The organism is Bacillus sp. S2(2024) (assembly GCF_050474045.1).
Classification (GTDB): Bacteria; Bacillota; Bacilli; order Bacillales; family Bacillaceae_G; genus Bacillus_A; species Bacillus_A yunxiaonensis.
In genome coordinates this window covers 3,655,489-3,671,519 of record NZ_JBFLUS010000003.1, presented here as the reverse complement: position 1 = coordinate 3,671,519, position 16,031 = coordinate 3,655,489, and the positions used below count along the sequence as shown (strand labels likewise).

15 protein-coding genes are annotated in these 16,031 nt (G+C 37.9%); 14 read left to right on the top strand and 1 reads right to left on the bottom strand.

Going from position 1 to position 16,031, the window contains the following annotated elements; all coding sequences use genetic code 11:
- The first annotated feature begins 44 nt into the window (after window positions 1-44).
- From AB1284_RS18585 to AB1284_RS18525, 13 genes are all read left to right on the top strand, one after another.
- Window positions 45-554 carry a DUF84 family protein gene (locus AB1284_RS18585; RefSeq protein ID WP_429753527.1) on the top strand — a complete coding sequence of 170 codons (510 nt, stop codon included), beginning with the start codon at window positions 45-47 and terminating at the stop codon, window positions 552-554.
- A 267-nt stretch (window positions 555-821) separates the two neighbouring features.
- Complete coding sequence (locus AB1284_RS18580) at window positions 822-1,136, top strand: thioredoxin family protein (protein WP_098918480.1); 315 nt, start codon at window positions 822-824, stop codon at window positions 1,134-1,136.
- 194 nt (window positions 1,137-1,330) lie between these two features.
- Window positions 1,331-2,143, top strand: coding sequence for a DUF1444 domain-containing protein (locus AB1284_RS18575; protein WP_429753528.1), 813 nt, complete (start codon window positions 1,331-1,333; stop codon window positions 2,141-2,143).
- Window positions 2,140-2,754, top strand: a complete 615-nt coding sequence (ytpR, locus tag AB1284_RS18570; RefSeq protein WP_429753529.1) for a YtpR family tRNA-binding protein — start codon at window positions 2,140-2,142, stop codon at window positions 2,752-2,754. Before AB1284_RS18575 ends, ytpR begins: the two co-directional genes overlap by 4 nt.
- Window positions 2,755-3,055: 301 nt before the next feature.
- Entirely contained in the window at window positions 3,056-7,024 is a 3,969-nt protein-coding gene (locus AB1284_RS18565) for a DNA translocase FtsK (RefSeq protein ID WP_429753530.1), read from the top strand.
- Window positions 7,025-7,085: 61 nt separating this feature from the next.
- Window positions 7,086-8,207, top strand: a complete 1,122-nt coding sequence (locus AB1284_RS18560) for a nicotinate phosphoribosyltransferase (RefSeq protein WP_429753531.1) — start codon at window positions 7,086-7,088, stop codon at window positions 8,205-8,207.
- A gap of 312 nt (window positions 8,208-8,519) precedes the next feature.
- Entirely contained in the window at window positions 8,520-9,833 is a 1,314-nt protein-coding gene (gene murC, locus AB1284_RS18555) for a UDP-N-acetylmuramate--L-alanine ligase (protein ID WP_429753532.1), read from the top strand.
- A 238-nt stretch (window positions 9,834-10,071) separates the two neighbouring features.
- Window positions 10,072-10,626 (top strand): GNAT family N-acetyltransferase, encoded by a 555-nt coding sequence (locus AB1284_RS18550; RefSeq protein ID WP_429753533.1) that lies wholly within the window; start codon window positions 10,072-10,074, stop codon window positions 10,624-10,626.
- Window positions 10,627-10,766: 140 nt separating this feature from the next.
- Complete coding sequence (locus AB1284_RS18545) at window positions 10,767-11,318, top strand: GNAT family N-acetyltransferase (RefSeq protein WP_429753534.1); 552 nt, start codon at window positions 10,767-10,769, stop codon at window positions 11,316-11,318.
- Between the two features lie 67 nt (window positions 11,319-11,385).
- Window positions 11,386-11,796 carry a PH domain-containing protein gene (locus AB1284_RS18540; protein ID WP_429753535.1) on the top strand — a complete coding sequence of 137 codons (411 nt, stop codon included), beginning with the start codon at window positions 11,386-11,388 and terminating at the stop codon, window positions 11,794-11,796.
- A gap of 83 nt (window positions 11,797-11,879) precedes the next feature.
- Entirely contained in the window at window positions 11,880-12,152 is a 273-nt protein-coding gene (locus AB1284_RS18535) for a hypothetical protein (RefSeq protein WP_429753536.1), read from the top strand.
- A gap of 66 nt (window positions 12,153-12,218) precedes the next feature.
- A complete protein-coding gene (locus AB1284_RS18530) occupies window positions 12,219-12,398 on the top strand; it encodes a hypothetical protein (protein ID WP_429753537.1) in 180 nt (59 codons plus the stop codon).
- 29 nt (window positions 12,399-12,427) lie between these two features.
- Complete coding sequence (locus AB1284_RS18525; RefSeq protein WP_429753538.1) at window positions 12,428-13,003, top strand: histidine phosphatase family protein; 576 nt, start codon at window positions 12,428-12,430, stop codon at window positions 13,001-13,003.
- Window positions 13,004-13,300: 297 nt separating this feature from the next.
- Here AB1284_RS18525 and AB1284_RS18520 read toward each other — a convergent pair whose 3' ends face one another.
- Window positions 13,301-14,269, bottom strand: coding sequence for an FTR1 family iron permease (locus AB1284_RS18520; RefSeq protein WP_429753539.1), 969 nt, complete (start codon window positions 14,267-14,269; stop codon window positions 13,301-13,303).
- A gap of 547 nt (window positions 14,270-14,816) precedes the next feature.
- Here AB1284_RS18520 and AB1284_RS18515 point away from each other — a divergent pair.
- A complete protein-coding gene (locus AB1284_RS18515; protein WP_429753540.1) occupies window positions 14,817-15,938 on the top strand; it encodes a PepSY-associated TM helix domain-containing protein in 1,122 nt (373 codons plus the stop codon).
- Window positions 15,939-16,031 lie beyond the last annotated feature (93 nt).

The following is a 16,031-nucleotide window of genomic DNA, read 5'->3' as shown; positions in this document are numbered from 1 at the left end:
AAGGCCAAATGTGGCCTTTTCTTTTTAAATTAGGAGGTTTAACAGTGAAAGTAGCCGTTGGATCAAAAAATCAAACCAAAGTAAATGCTGTTCAGCAAGTGTTATCAGATGCTGAAATGATTTCATTGTCTGTACCATCTCATGTATCAGCTCAGCCATTTTCTGATGAAGAAACGCTGCAGGGGGCAAGTAACCGGGCAAAATTAGCATTAGCAGAAGGAAAAGCAGATATTGGAATTGGTTTAGAAGGCGGTGTGATGCACACAGAGCATGGCTTGTTTATGTGTAACTGGGGTGCTTTAGCGACGAACGAAGGAAAGTTATTTACCGCAGGCGGAGCACGTATCAAGCTGCTAGATGAATTTATTCAACCTCTTGAAGAAGGAAAAGAATTAAGCGAAGTAATGGAAGACTATACAAAGCGGCATGACATTCGCAGCCATGAAGGAGCAATCGGCATTTTTACAAACAATTATGTAGATCGAACGGATTTGTTTGTGCATGTTGTGAAGCTATTAGTTGGACAATATATGTATGACAGAAATGAAGCATAAACCTTGCACCGTATTTCATGTATGGTAGTATATAAATACAAATTAAAAAAACTCTTTCTTTTTAGATGGACGAGAGTATCGGGCCGTGCATAGAAGCGGTCATGGTCTTTTTCAGCCACGTGCAAGGGTTAAAACAAAAGTAGCAAGCAAGTAGCGGTCATGTTTTGATCTGCATAGCAACGACTTATATATAAATCAAAATGGATTTATATATAAATTAAGATTAGATTAGTAAATACATACTTCTTTTTTAGGGAGGAACAATAGATGAAAGCATTAGAAAGCATGGAGCAATTTCAAGAATTAAAAAACGAAGAGAAAGTGATCTTTTTATTCTCAGCAGATTGGTGCCCAGATTGCCGTTTTATCGATCCATTTATGCCGGAAGTAGAAGAAAAATATAGCGAGTTCTCTTTCTATTATGTAGACCGTGATGAATATATCGACTTATGCATCAAATTAGACGTATTTGGTATTCCAAGCTTTGTCGCTTACAATAAGGGAGAAGAAATTGGCCGTTACGTAAACAAAGATCGTAAAACACAAGAGCAAATTGAAGAGTTTATTGAAGGCTTAAAATAAAGTGAAACTTCCATCAGTGGAGGGGTTCCCCCACTGATGGAAAGCCCGCCCAATCGGGCTTTTACGGGTAGTTATCTCCTCGATTTTCCTTGAGGGATCCTTAGGGATAAACTGTTTCCAGTCAATTACAATGCGAAAAACAACCTCTATCTTCACATGTGGAGGTTGTTTTTTTCGGAAGGGAGGTACATCATATGAAAATGACGAGTAAAAAGATGAAAGATGAGCTCATGAAGCGCCTTGAAAGAGCAGAGTGGAGTTTTCAATACGATAGTGAAAAGGAGACGCTTCGCATTGAGCAGACAGATACGAAAAAGGGAATTACTGTTTCTCTTCCAGGTATCGTAGCGAAGTGGGAGGTAAAGGAAGAGAAGGCGATTGAAGAAGTTGTATATTACGTAGAAGAAGCGCTTGTTGCGATGCATAAAGAAGTAAAAAATACGGCGAAGATTTTGCCTGTTATTCGTTCAACGTCCTTTCCGAGAGAAGCGGAAGAAGGAAATCAGTTTGTTATGACAGAGCATACAGCAGAAACGCGTATTTATTATGCATTAGATTCAGATAAAACATATCGCCTTATTGATCAGCATTTGCTGCAAAAACTTGGAATGACAGAAGAACAAGTGCGTGAAATGGCATTGTTCAACGTTCGTTCTTTACGTGCTGATTTTAAGCGAGATGAAGTCGCTGGAAATACGTTTTATTTCTTAAATACAAATGATGGCTATGACGCGAGCCGTATTTTAAACGATGCGTTATTACGAGACATGCGTAAACAAATTTCAGGTGATATGGTTGTTGCGGTTCCGCATCAAGATGTATTAATAGTTGCTGATATCGTGAACAAAATCGGTTATGATATTATTGCACAAATGACAATGAAGTTTTTTGCAGAAGGTCATGTTCCGATTACATCACTTTCATTCGTATATGAGGATGGTAATTTCGAACCAATCTTTATTTTGGCGAAAAATCGGAAGGAACGAAGTGAAAAAGAGAAAGGATGAACAAAGTGAACGTTTTTTATAACCTTGAAGGTATTGGGGATACATTAATTGTTGCCCTGCAAGATATTACATTAGAAAACCGTACATTTGAGCGTAAAGGAGATGTAGCGCGCGTTTTCGATCGTGAAAGCAATGTAACAGCAGGCTTCAACATTTTTAATGCTTCTTCTTATATGGAAGTAACAGAAACAGGCAATCTTACATTAACGAAAGAGCTTGTGGAAAAGATCAATGAAATTTTAGCAAAGAACGATTTTACAGAAAAAGTAGAAGCAGATCTTTCTCCAAAATTTGTGGTTGGTTACATAGCCGAAAAAGAAAAACATCCAAATGCGGATAAATTAAATGTATGTAAAGTAGAAGTTGGAACAGAAACATTACAAATCGTATGCGGTGCACCAAACGTTGACGCAGGTCAAAAAGTAGTCGTTGCGAAAATCGGTGCAGTAATGCCAAGCGGTATGTTAATTAAACCAGCAGAGCTTCGCGGTATTCCATCTTCAGGTATGATTTGCTCAGCACGTGAATTAGAGCTTCCAGATGCTCCGCAGGAAAAAGGAATTCTTGTACTAGAAGACAGCTATGAAGTTGGACAAGAGTTTAAGTTCTAAATATATTACCCGTTAGAGCGGGATTAAGAAGGAAGATAGCCTCATCGTATGATGAGGCTATTTTTTTTAGAGAAGTTTTGAAAGTAATTATATTTATAAAGCAGATTAGTTAAAATCTAGAAAATGTGATAAGGGGAGTGGTATGAAGTACATAAGAATTGTTTCTATCATATAAAACCGTTTTCATTTTGTAATCTTTTTATATTTTTCTGTAAATAATTTGAAAGTAATTTCATCTGCACTTTTTGCCGAATGCTGATACAATAAAGGGTGTTACTATTTAGTAGAAAGAGTGGTAAGCATGCTAGATTGGATGAAAAAGCTTTTTAAAAAAGAGGAAGAAAATGAAGCAACAGTATTGAGAGAAATAGAGACTCCTGTAGAGAAAAAGGTTACTTCGCACACTCCTCGTGTAAACTACTACTCTAATAAACGAGAAGATGAGCTGCAAGTGTCTAAGCCGCATGCGAGCAAGAATTTTCGTTTTCCATTAATTCCTGATGGAGGATTTGAGGAGAACACAATGAAATCGCCTCGTATAGGGGAGCGTGCTATACAAGAAATACCAATTCGAGAAAGACGACAATCAAGACGAGTAGAAGAAATACAAAAAGAGACACGGTTAGAACCGATTATTCAAGAGGTAACGGAAGCAAAGCCTACTTCTGTAGAAGAAAGTCATCGAAGACCGTTTCGTCCAACAGAAGTAGTTTCTCCGATTTTTGGGTATAAACGCCCGGAAGTAGGGAGACAAGAACATACCGAAAGTAGGAAACAACAACGAGAAGATATTGAGATATCAATAGAAGGAAAAGCAGTTGTTGATGCATGGTTTGAGAAGAATGGCTATGCGTTTTATGAATCATCACAAGATGTTCTACCAGAACAAAATCAGGTAGAATTTACACGGATTGAAGCGAACGCAAAGCAAGAGAAAGCAGAAGTTAAGAAGTCTGTTGTTGATACATGGTTAGAGAAAAATGAAGCAGAACTTGCACCTGTGCAAAATGATGCAACATTCGATGAAGCAGTGCTACATAATCGTGAGGCAGAACAGGTGAATATGCGCGAAGAGGCTGTGGTGTTAAAGGGAGATTCTATTCAGCAAATCCATTCATTTGAAAATGAAGCAATTGCGGCTCAAGGTGAAAATGAATTACATGAGTCTATTGCAGTAGAGACAGAATTTGAAATGAAAGAAGAAGTTGAGAGAATAGAAGAACCTGTTATTCAAGAAGATACATTAAAAGTTGAAGAGCCAGAGGAAACAAAAGAAGTAGAGTTATCTTCAGAAATGGAAGAATCCGATGTACAAGGAGAAACACCAGAAGTTGAAGAGTTTGAAGAAACAAAAGAAGTAGAGTTATCTTCAGGGCTGGAAGAATCGGATGTACAAGGAGAAACACCAGAAGTTGAAGAGTTTGAAGAAACAAAAGAAGTAGAGTTATCTTCAGGGCTGGAAGAATCGGATGTACAAGAAGCGACACTAGAAGCTGAAGAGTTTGAGGAAACAAAAGGAGTAGAGTTATCTTCAGGGCTGGAAGAATCCGATGTACAAGGAGAAACACCAGAAGTTGAAGAGTTTGAAGAAACAAAAGAAGTAGAGTTATCTTCAGGGCTGGAAGAATCGGATGTACAAGAAGCGACACTAGAAGCTGAAGAGTTTGAAGAAACAGAAGAGGTAGAAATATCTTCAGAGATGGAAGAGTCCGATGTACAAGGAGAAACACCAGAAGTTGAAGAGTTTGAAGAAACAGAAGAAGTAGAAATATCTTCAGAGATGGAAGAGTCGGATGTACAAGAAGCTGAAGAGTTTGAAGAAACAGAAGAGGTAGAGTTATCTTCAGAGGTGGAAGAGTCGGATGTACAAGAAGCGATACAAGAAGCTGAAGAGTTTGAAGAAACAGAAGAGGTAGAGTTATCTTCAGAGATGGAAGAGTCGGATGTACAAGAAGCGACACTAGAAGCTGAAGAGTTTGAGGAAACAAAAGAAGTAGAAGTATCTTCAGAGATGGAAGGGTCGGATGTACAAGAAGCTGAAGAGTTTGAAGAAACAGAAGAGGTAGAGTTATCTTCAGAGATGGAAGAGTCGGATGTACAAGAAGCGATACAAGAAGCTGAAGAGTTTGAAGAAACAGAAGAGGTAGAGTTATCTTCAGAGATGGAAGAGTCGGATGTACAAGAAGCGACACTAGAAGCTGAAGAGTTTGAGGAAATAGAAGAAGTAGAAGTATCTTCAGAAATGGAAGAGTCGGATGTACAAGAAGCGACACTAGAAGCTGAAGAGTTTGAGGAAATAGAAGAAGTAGAGTTATCTTCAGAAATGGAAGAGTCCTATACAGAAGAAATATTTGAAGCTGAAGAGTTCAAGGAAGTATTTTCAATAACAGAAGAAGTACTTGAAGCTAATGAAGCGGAAGCAGTAGTTACTGAAAGTTTCGTTCAAGAGCAAAGTCTAGAACCGATTCAAGCTAATGAACAAACACAGCAAGCTGTACAAGCCTTTGTAAATGTATTAATAGAAGAAACAGAGGAAAAACAAAATACAATTGCTGAACAGAATAAAGTAAAAACAGAGCAGCGCAAAATAGATTCGATGCAAGAACCGAAACGTGAGAAGAAACGTTTTGTTCCGTTTAATGTAGTGATGTTGAAGCAAGATAAACAGATGTTAGAAGCAAAGCGCCGCGCAGCAATGCCGCCACAACCTGCTCCTTCACATAATGTGACTGAGCAAAAACAAAATATGGAACCGCCGGCAGTGAAACAACCAGTGCAAGAAGAGATGACGCACCGAGTTGTTGTAGAAACAGAACAAGATATTCGTAACGTCTTACAGGCACCGCCAACATATGAGTTTCCACCATTAACACTTTTAAATATCCCAAGTCATCCAGCGACAAATGATGCTGAGTGGTTAGAGGAACAAAAAGAGCTGTTAAATACGACATTCCATAATTTCCATGTTGGTGCAAAAGTAGTGAACGTGACGCAAGGTCCAGCTGTAACTCGTTTTGAAGTACAGCCAGAACCTGGTGTGAAAGTAAACAAAATTACGAATTTAAGTGACGATATTAAACTAAACTTGGCTGCTCGTGATATTCGAATTGAGGCGCCGATTCCAGGGAAAAGTGCAGTTGGAATTGAAGTGCCGAATAAAGAGAGTAAAGCAGTATTTCTTCGTGAAATTTTAAGAAGCCCAGTGTTTACGAAAAGCGAATCACCGCTTACAGTTGCACTTGGCCTTGATATTTCAGGCACACCAATTGTGACAGATATTCGAAAAATGCCCCACGGTTTAATTGCAGGGGCAACAGGATCAGGAAAAAGCGTATGTATTAATGCGATTTTAACAAGTATTTTATATAAAGCGAAGCCACATGAAGTAAAGCTGATGCTCATCGATCCGAAGATGGTTGAACTTGCGCCGTACAACTCGGTGCCACACCTTGTTGCACCGGTTATTACGGATGTAAAAGCGGCCACGGCAGCCTTAAAGTGGGCAGTAGAAGAAATGGAACGGCGTTATGAATTGTTTGCGCATGCAGGTGCACGCGATTTAACACGTTACAATACAATTATGAACGAACAAGAAATTCCAGGTGAGACGTTACCGTACATCGTCATTGTCATTGATGAGCTAGCGGATTTAATGATGGTTGCACCGGGTGATGTGGAAGAAGCGATTTGCCGGATTGCCCAAAAAGCAAGAGCGTGCGGAATTCATTTATTAGTAGCGACGCAGCGTCCATCTGTAGATGTTATTACAGGATTGATTAAATCGAACATTCCAACGCGAATTGCTTTTACAGTGTCATCGCAAGTAGACTCACGTACAATTATTGATATTGGCGGAGCTGAGAAATTGCTTGGCCGTGGTGATATGCTATTTTTAGATAATGGAACGTCAAAACCGGTTCGTGTGCAAGGGGTGTACGTTTCAGATGAAGAGATTGAAAAGTCTGTTGCGCATGCGAAGCGTCAAATGAAGCCAAATTATTTATTCCATCAAGAAGACTTATTGGCAAAAACAGAACAGCAAGAATCCGAAGATGAGTTGTTCTTTGAGGCATGTCAATTTGTTGTAGAACAAGGGGGAGCGTCCACGTCTTCTGTACAGCGAAGATTCCGCATTGGTTATAACCGTGCAGCTCGTCTTATTGAAGACATGGAAGCGCAAGGGATTATTTCAGAAGCACGCGGAACCAAACCAAGAGATGTCCTTATTACAGAAGATGAATTTGCTGCGATGCAGGATATACATGTATAAGAAAAGGTTTTGCTGTATACTAAGAGAAAACGTTGGATAGTAAAGTAGGGAGTATAGCGACATGAAAGAAATCGAATTAAAATTACAAGGTGAAATAAATCGACTAACAAACAAGACGTTCAAGTTTGATGAGCGCGTTGGCGAAGGATGGTTTTCTGCGGTTTATTTCTTAAAAACTCGTGATATTATTAAAGAATTTCGAACAGGAAGCATTGTGACAATGCAATTTTTCCAAAAGGAACATGCTGTATTATGCGGAACAGATGAAATACTTGCTTTATTACAAACATTTGCAGAGCATCCTGAAGAGCTTGAAATTTATTCTTTAAAAGATGGGGATAAAGTTAATCCGTTTGAAACAGTATTAACGATTCGCGGACCGTATGAGTATTTCGGTTATTTAGAAGGTGTGATTGATGGTATTTTAGCACGCCGCACTTCTGTTGCGACAAATGTGTATAACGTTGTACAAGCTGCGCGCAGCGGTGAGAAAGAGAAACCGGTTATTTTCATGGGAGATCGCGATGACCATTATACGCAACAAGCTGGTGATGGTTATGCGGCTTATATCGGTGGTATGAGCGCGCAAGCAACGCATGCGATGAATGAATGGTGGGGTAAAAGCGGCATGGGAACAATGCCTCACGCTTTAATTCAAATGTTTAACGGTGATGTTGTGGAAGCGGCAAAAGCATACCATAAAAAGTTTCCAGAAGATGAGTTAGTTGTACTAATTGATTACAATAACGATGTGATTACAGATGCACTTCGCGTGGCACATGAATTTGGATCAGAGCTAAAAGGAGTACGTGTAGATACATCTCGTACGATGATTGATCAACACTTTATTCGTCATCCAGAAGTGCTTGGCACATTTGATCCGCGCGGTGTGAATCCGTCTCTTATCTTTGCGCTTCGAAAAGCATTAGATGATGAAGGGTTCCAACATGTGAATATCGTAGTGAGCGGTGGATTTGATGAAAAACGAATTCGTGAATTTGAAGCACAAAATGTTCCAGTTGATATTTATGGCGTCGGCAGCAGCTTATTAAAAATGAACATTGGCTTCACAGGTGATAACGTAGAATTGAACGGAAAACCGGAAGCGAAAGCAGGACGTAAATATCGTCCAAATCCACGCTTAGAGCGTGTTCAATTGCAAAAAAAAGAAAACATGGAATAAAGTGAAACTATATAATTAGGAAGTTCATCCCTCATGTAACTGCGTTGTTTTTTGCAGAATGTTGAGGTGGTGGAGAGTTAATTTTATATAGTGGAATAAACGGATAAACTGGTAGGGAATTGACCCTATCAGTTTTTCTGTTATCATAGTATAACGGATCGTTTTTTGCTATAATAAATTTGTTGTGGACTTAAAAGAGAGCATGAACGTGATTATAAGGAATTCGAGATGATTACCAAAATAAAAAGAAAATCATATACTGTCTTATAGATAGACCGTTGGAATAGTTCGAAATGTTGGAGGTTCTTTAAGATGACAGTTTACCATTTTGTAGGAATTAAAGGGACAGGGATGAGTGCTTTAGCGCAAATTTTACATGATATGAATCATACTGTTCAAGGTTCTGATGTAGACAAACGTTTTTTCACGCAAACAGCGTTGGAAAGTCGTGGGATTTCTATCCTGCCTTTTGATAAAAATAATGTTGAAGAAGGACAAGTGATTATCGCAGGAAATGCATTCCCAGATACACATGAGGAAATTGAAGCCGCAAAGGAATTAAATTTACCTATTTATCGTTATCATCATTTTTTAGGCGAATTTATGAGTAAGTATACGAGTGTCGCTGTAACTGGCGCTCACGGAAAAACATCAACGACAGGTTTGTTATCTCACGTAATGCAAGGAGCAAGCCCTACATCTTGTTTAATTGGTGATGGAACAGGACTTGGAGTAGAAGATAGTAAGTATTTTGTATTTGAAGCGTGTGAATATCGTCGTCATTTCTTGTCATATCATCCAGACTATGCAATTATGACAAATATTGATTTTGATCATCCAGATTATTTTGCAGACATTAATGATGTATTTAGTGCGTTCCAAGAGATGGCACTGCAAGTGAAGAAAGGTATTATTGCGTGTGGTGATGATGAAGAACTTCAAAAGATTCATGCGAAAGTACCAGTTATTTTCTATGGATTTGGCGAAGATAATGATTTCCAGGCACGTAACATTCAAAAAAGAACAGATGGTACAGTGTTTGATGTCTTTGTTCGTAATACGTATTATGGAACGTTCCAAATTACAGGTTACGGCAATCATAGCGTGCTAAATGCATTGGCAGTTATTGCTCTTTGTGATTATGAAAACATTGATGTCGAAGTTGTGAAACATCAGTTAACAACATTCGGTGGTGTAAAGCGCCGTTTTAATGAAAAGAAAATGGGTGAGCAGGTCATTATTGATGATTACGCACATCATCCAACAGAAATCAACGCGACAATTGAAGCTGCTCGTCAGAAATACCCAGAACGTGAAATTGTAGCAGTATTTCAGCCGCATACATTCTCTCGAACACAAAAATTCTTAGATGAATTTGCAGAGAGTTTACGTAAGGCAGATCAAGTATATTTATGTGATATTTTTGGTTCTGCTCGTGAAAATAAAGGAGAATTAACAATTCAAGACCTGCAGCAACGCATTGATGGTGCAGAGCTTATTACGGTTATGACAACAGAAGTATTAAAGAAACATAAAAACGGCGTACTTATTTTTATGGGCGCTGGTGATATTCAAAAATTTGAAGCTGCTTATGCGAAGGAAGTACAAGTGGCAGAGAAGAAGTAAGAAGAAATGACGTGCAATTGGCACGTCATTTTTTTGTTGATTTAGAATTAGCTCTAAGTAAGGTGGAACAGTGAAAGTTAAGAGAGAATATAATATATACAATTGCAGGCGTTCTTTGTTCCTAAGAGCTGTTTGTATTAAAAAGTAGAAAAAGAGTTTTTGCTAAGTTGTTATTTCTTTTGGAAAAATCGTGGTTTTAAGTGTCAGAATAATGAGAAAAAGATAAGGGGATAGGAAAATGTTTACATTACGCGTTGATGACGAAATCTCATTGCAATTATTAGAAAAGCAACATAAAGATGAACTGTACGAATTAGTGGATAGCAACCGAGAATATTTCCGAGAATGGCTTCCATGGGTGGACGGCACGAAATCAGCTGAAGCGTACAATGGACTCTGTCCAATGTGGCTGCATAATTTCGCAGATGGAGATGGTTTTGAAGCGGGTGTACGCTATAAAGGAAAGCTCGTTGGGGTGATTGGGATTCATCCAGTAAGTAGGGCGAAGAAAGCGACAAGTATTGGATACTATCTTGCGGAAGAAGCAAGTGGAAAAGGAATTATGACGCGAAGTGTAAAGGCTGCGCTCCGTTATGCTTTCGAAGAATTAAAATTAAATAAAGTTGAAATTCATTGCGGAGTAAATAATCAAAAGAGCCGTGCCATTCCAGAACGCCTCGGCTTTAATTTAGATGGAATTATGCGTGATGGAGAATGTTTATATAATCAATTCCATGATATTGCCGTGTATAGTATGCTAGCAAGAGAATGGAGAGAGAAGCGTATGAAATGACGCTTCTTTTTTTCTGAATTTATCAATAATTGATGGTATAAAAAAATAGAAAAAGAGTTTTTTGCTAAGTTGTTATTTTTTTCTAGAAAACTCGTGATTTTAAATGTTAGAATAATAAGAAAAAATAAGGGGATAGGAAAATGTTTACACTACGCGTTGATGATGAAATCTCATTACAATTATTAGAAATGCAACATAAAGATGAATTATACGAGTTAGTGGATAGCAATCGAGAATATTTACGAGAATGGCTTCCATGGGCGGATCGCACGAAATCAGCTGAAGGGTACAATGAAATCTTTCCAATGTGGCTACATAACTTCGCGGATGGAAATGGCTTTGAATCAGGTATACGCTATAAAGGAAAGCTCGTTGGGATGATTGGGATTCATCCGGTGAATTGGGCGAAGAAAGCAACAAGTCTTGGATACTATCTTGCGGAAGAAGTAAGTGGAAAAGGAATTATGACGCGAAGTGTAAAGGCTGCGCTTCGTTATGCTTTCGAAGAATTAAAATTAAATAAAGTTGAAATTCATTGCGGAGTAAGCAATCAAAAGAGCCGTGCAATTCCAGAGCGGTTAGGTTTTCACTTAGATGGAATTATGCGTGAGGGAGAATGGTTATATGATCATTTTCAGGACATAGCGGTGTATAGCATGTTAGCAAGAGAATGGAGAGAGAGAAGCGTATGAAATGACGCTTCTTTTTTTCTGAACTTATCAATAATTGATGGTATAATATGGATAAGGAGTGATGAAGATGGAATTTTACGTGAAAAAAAATCCAATTATGATACTGCTTACTGTCATTATGCTGCTGCTTGTTGTAATCTCTCCTATCATATCATTTATGTTGAATGAGAAAGGTTGGCTGACAGGACTTGCAGCAGGAATCTTATTTTTAGCTGCAAATATTATTCCTATTTCTGAAATGTTTGTATTCCAGCATAAAGTCGTTGATGGAGAATTAATAACAGGACATTGGCTGACAAAGAAGAAAATTCCGACTGTAAGCATTCGTACTATACGATTTGTGGGAAGAAAAAAGAATAATTTAGAGATCACGTACGGTAGTAATTTTGAAGTGCATATGATTACACTGCCAAAAGAGAAAGAAAAATTCATGGAGCTGCTTTTGCAAGGAAGTCCTTATGTGAGAATAGAAAATTAAATATATGGTGAGAAATCTTTTAAGCAATAGAATGAATAGAGTATGTCAGTTTTCATCAAGTGTGTAATCCAGGAGGTCTCTATATGAACATTCGTTGGCACAAATCCAATTATCGCGAGGATCATATGATTTTTGATACGCTATGGGAAGCTGAGGAATGGAGCTACTCTATAAGTAATGACATATATACAGGTGCATTTGATGGATATACAACTTCAGATAAGAAAGTCGCCTATGTTTTGGCCTTTCGCTTGGCAAGTGCTCCGCGATTTCATGTTCATACGGATACAGTTTGGCTTGAGGATAAAATGATGTATAAGGTGTGGGTTACTTTTTCTACTGATGCAAAATCTTAGATGTTCTGCGCATTACATATGCAACAGGCTTCGTCATACTTTAATAGATTGAAAGGGGGCAGGGATATGGGAGTAGGACATGTTATTTTTAATGTTTTTTCAATATTAGGACTTGTTTTCCCTTTTGCGGCCGCAGTTTTTACAGCATATGTTGTAACGATTGTATTAAAGAGAATGAGAGAAAGAAACGAGTATTTAAAAGATATCCGAGATGAGCTTAGGAAGAGGAATGATACTTCGAACTAAGTTCATTTTTGATAATTTGGAGGTTTCATATGACTAAAATAGGTATAATCCGTCACGGAAGTACACCGTGGAATAAAGAAGGGAGAGCACAGGGGAGTTCAGATATTTCCCTTGATCAAGCTGGATTATCAGAGGCTTATAAACTTGCGGAGCGCTTGCGTAAGGAGAATTGGGATTTCATATATTCTAGTGATCTATTAAGAGCGAAGCAAACTGCCCAAATTATAGGAGAAAAAATTTTGAGTATCCCTCTTTATTTAGAACCTAGGCTTCGTGAAGCAGGCGGAGGACAGATTGAAGGGACAACGGAGGAAGAGAGAGTTTTAAAATGGGGACAGAATTGGAGAGAGCTAGACTTAGGAATTGAAAGTGCTGATAGTGTAATCACAAGAGGTCTTTCGGTAATTGAAGAGATAGCCTCTAAACATGATAACAAAAATATATTAATCGTTAGTCATGGTGCATTCATTCGACATCTTCTAAAGGAACTAGTACCGCATTTGAATATGGTAGAATCTCCGAAAAACACGTCTCTAACTAAACTTATAAAAGCAAAGAATGGCTGGGAGCCAGAACTATATAATTGTACAATTCACTTAGAATAGAGTGTGATATTTCATCTAAAATCGGCAAGGATACCCCACTTCAATCGTGTGAAGGGCGTAGCCAAACGATAAGTGGTGGGTAGTTGAATCAAGATTACTAAAGTGAAATCTCCATCAATGTTTTTTTTTCATTCCACATTGCTGATTGATTGAAGCAATTGCTCGTTAATGCAGGATAAACAATTCCAAAGAAGATTAAACAGCCACCGAGTTCTGATAGAATATCAAATCTCGATGGCTGATTAATCTTTTTTATAGTTGCTTACTTGATAGGAATAGGTAGACCTCTTTTTGTTTTTATGACACTGCTTGCGTTTGTCGTTTCATTGCTTTTCGTTTTGTTAAATAACGAGCAGCAAAGTAAGAGCCTAATACATAAATTACAGCTATAACTTGGGCTGATAATGTCTCAACTGTTGGGAATATACAGAACCAAACCCCCATCCAATCAGGGAAATGAATATTGATGGTAGTTGTACTAATCCATCCTGCTAGTTGCATCTCTTGTACGGTTTCTCCCACCATTACGGCCAAGACAACCACTAAGAGACCGCCTGTAAATACCAACATTTTCTTATAAGGAAGACGGCGATGAGCTAAAAAGGTCAGAACTCCCACTATCATCGTTAACGCTAACCCAATCAGTGCTCCTTGTAAGATAACATCAGACCCCACTTTTAATCGTAAATTTTGAAGGAAAAGAACGACTTCAAAACCCTCACGATAAACCGATGTAAGACCTAGTAGGAAAAGAGACCAAAATGTACTCTTTGCGACACTCTCACCATTATTTCCCGTTATTTTTTGTTTCTTACGATTATGTAGGTTAATCCAACCCTGCCAATAAATCTTATGAAAGAACCAGTTCATGATAATACATAAAACAATAACAGCTAGAATTCCTGTTGCAGCTTGAATATGAAGCTCCGATGCATTCACAGAAGAAATAATCCCTACTACAATAAACCATGTAGCAATTGTGGCTAAGAAGGATACCCCCGCTCCTGCAGAAATGGGCTTCCAATAGTTATCTTGTTTCTTACGCACTAAGCCAGAGATAATTGCTGATAATACTAAAATGGCCTCTAATCCTTCCCGAAAGATAAGGATAGCCGTATTTATGATTGCAGCACCTGGCGTTATATCTTTAGCGGTAGGATCAGGATTCCCTTGATAATTCACTCCCTGCCATATGATGACACCAATTACTACCAACAAGGAAAACGATATAAGAATGGTTTTGAGATTTAAAAATTTTTTAAGCAATGAACTTCCCCCTAGTATATCTAAAAACGATAATGATAATCTTTATCAATAAAAACTAGATTAATCTTAATCCCGCATTTTTTATTTGTCAATGAAAATTTTAGCAACGTGCTATCGCCGCCAAAGCATCACATTTCCTACACTAAGCTATGATTTTATGAAAATATATTTCAAACAGTTTTTTTAGTTTACAAGAATGTCTGTTTTTATCACATGAATAGGCTTTAAAAGGCATACGTTGCTAGCTATATTTCAAGTGAAAGTGATATTGAAATTACTGCTTTGAAAAGGGCTGAAAAATCATGAATCTTGAGATTTATCCCGTATTAACGGGCAGTAAGACCCTCCCTCAAAATTCAGAGAGAAGCGAGGAAGATAAGTGGGGGATAAAAACTTAAGGTAGAGGTGTGAAAAAATAATCCTCTTTTTGTTGTGGGAACAATTATATTTGAACTTTTACTCTATATTTTGAATTTTTACATATTGACAATGATAATCATTATCTTTAATATTAATTTGACTTTTCATTTCATTAAGGGGGACTTTTATGAAGATTCGCAGTATGGTTAGAAAGGTTCATTTATACCTTAGCATGATAGCTGGTATGTTTATTGTGCTAATTGGATTGACTGGAAGTTTGCTTGTCTTTGACAACGAATTAAATCGTATGATTTATCCTGATTTATACAAAATAACTAAGGGTCAACCGGTTACATATCAGAAAGCCTTGCAAACTGTAGCAAGCACATACCCAAAGGGAGAAATTCAGCGTGTGTATACGCCAGATGATCCACACTCTCAAGGGGTTTATTTGTTTAATTTGAAAGAAGGAAAAGGGACGAAATCTGTATATGTTGATCCGGGGACCAGTAACATAAATGGAGAATTAGGGGAAAAAGCGTTTTTTAATCAAGTAAAAGAGATTCATTATCATTTACTTCTTAATGATTTTAACGGTAAAGAAATTGTGGGTATTATTGGATTTATTTTCTTTTTTATTAGTTTATCTGGGTTGTATTTATGGTGGCCTGGAATTAAAAAATGGGCACGCGGTTTTGTTATACGGCGTAGTAAGAATACATATGTAAAACAGTATGATATACATAAAGTCATTGGAATCATTGCTATGCCACTTTTATTAGTGGTTTCATTAACAGGGGCACTTTTTACATACGATAAGACAATTTTTGGGTGGATCGGAGCGAAAACTAGTGTCATGCCATCGAAGGAGAAACTTATTTCTAAGCCTCTTTCAGGAGGAAAACTCCCTCTTGATTCCTTGTTAAGTGAAGCTGAAAAGGCAGTTCCTCAAGGGACTATTACGCAAGTAAGGATGCCTGCGCAAGCGAAAAAAGGAAAAGCAGAAGGTGCTGTGGAAATTCGTTTGAGTCGTCCATACGATCCAGGGAATGGGAATGTGAAAATATGGGTTGACCAGTATAGCGGGAAAGTGTTGGCTAAACAAGATCCAAAGGTGGATGATGGACTGACGTATCAGACATGGCTTAAACCACTACATACAGGAACGTTTGGTGGTTTATTTACAAAAATCTTATATGTTATTGGTGGTCTTACACCATCAATTTTAATGTTTACTGGTACGTATATGTGGTGGCACAAGAAAAAGAGTAAGCGAAAGCCAAAACGTTCTTCAGTAACTGCAGCATAACTGATAAAGAAAAAATTAGAGCAATTAAGAAAGCTCAAAAAGATTTAGGTGAGTCTAAAGGCAATAGTGGTTCTTTATAATACGTATAAATTC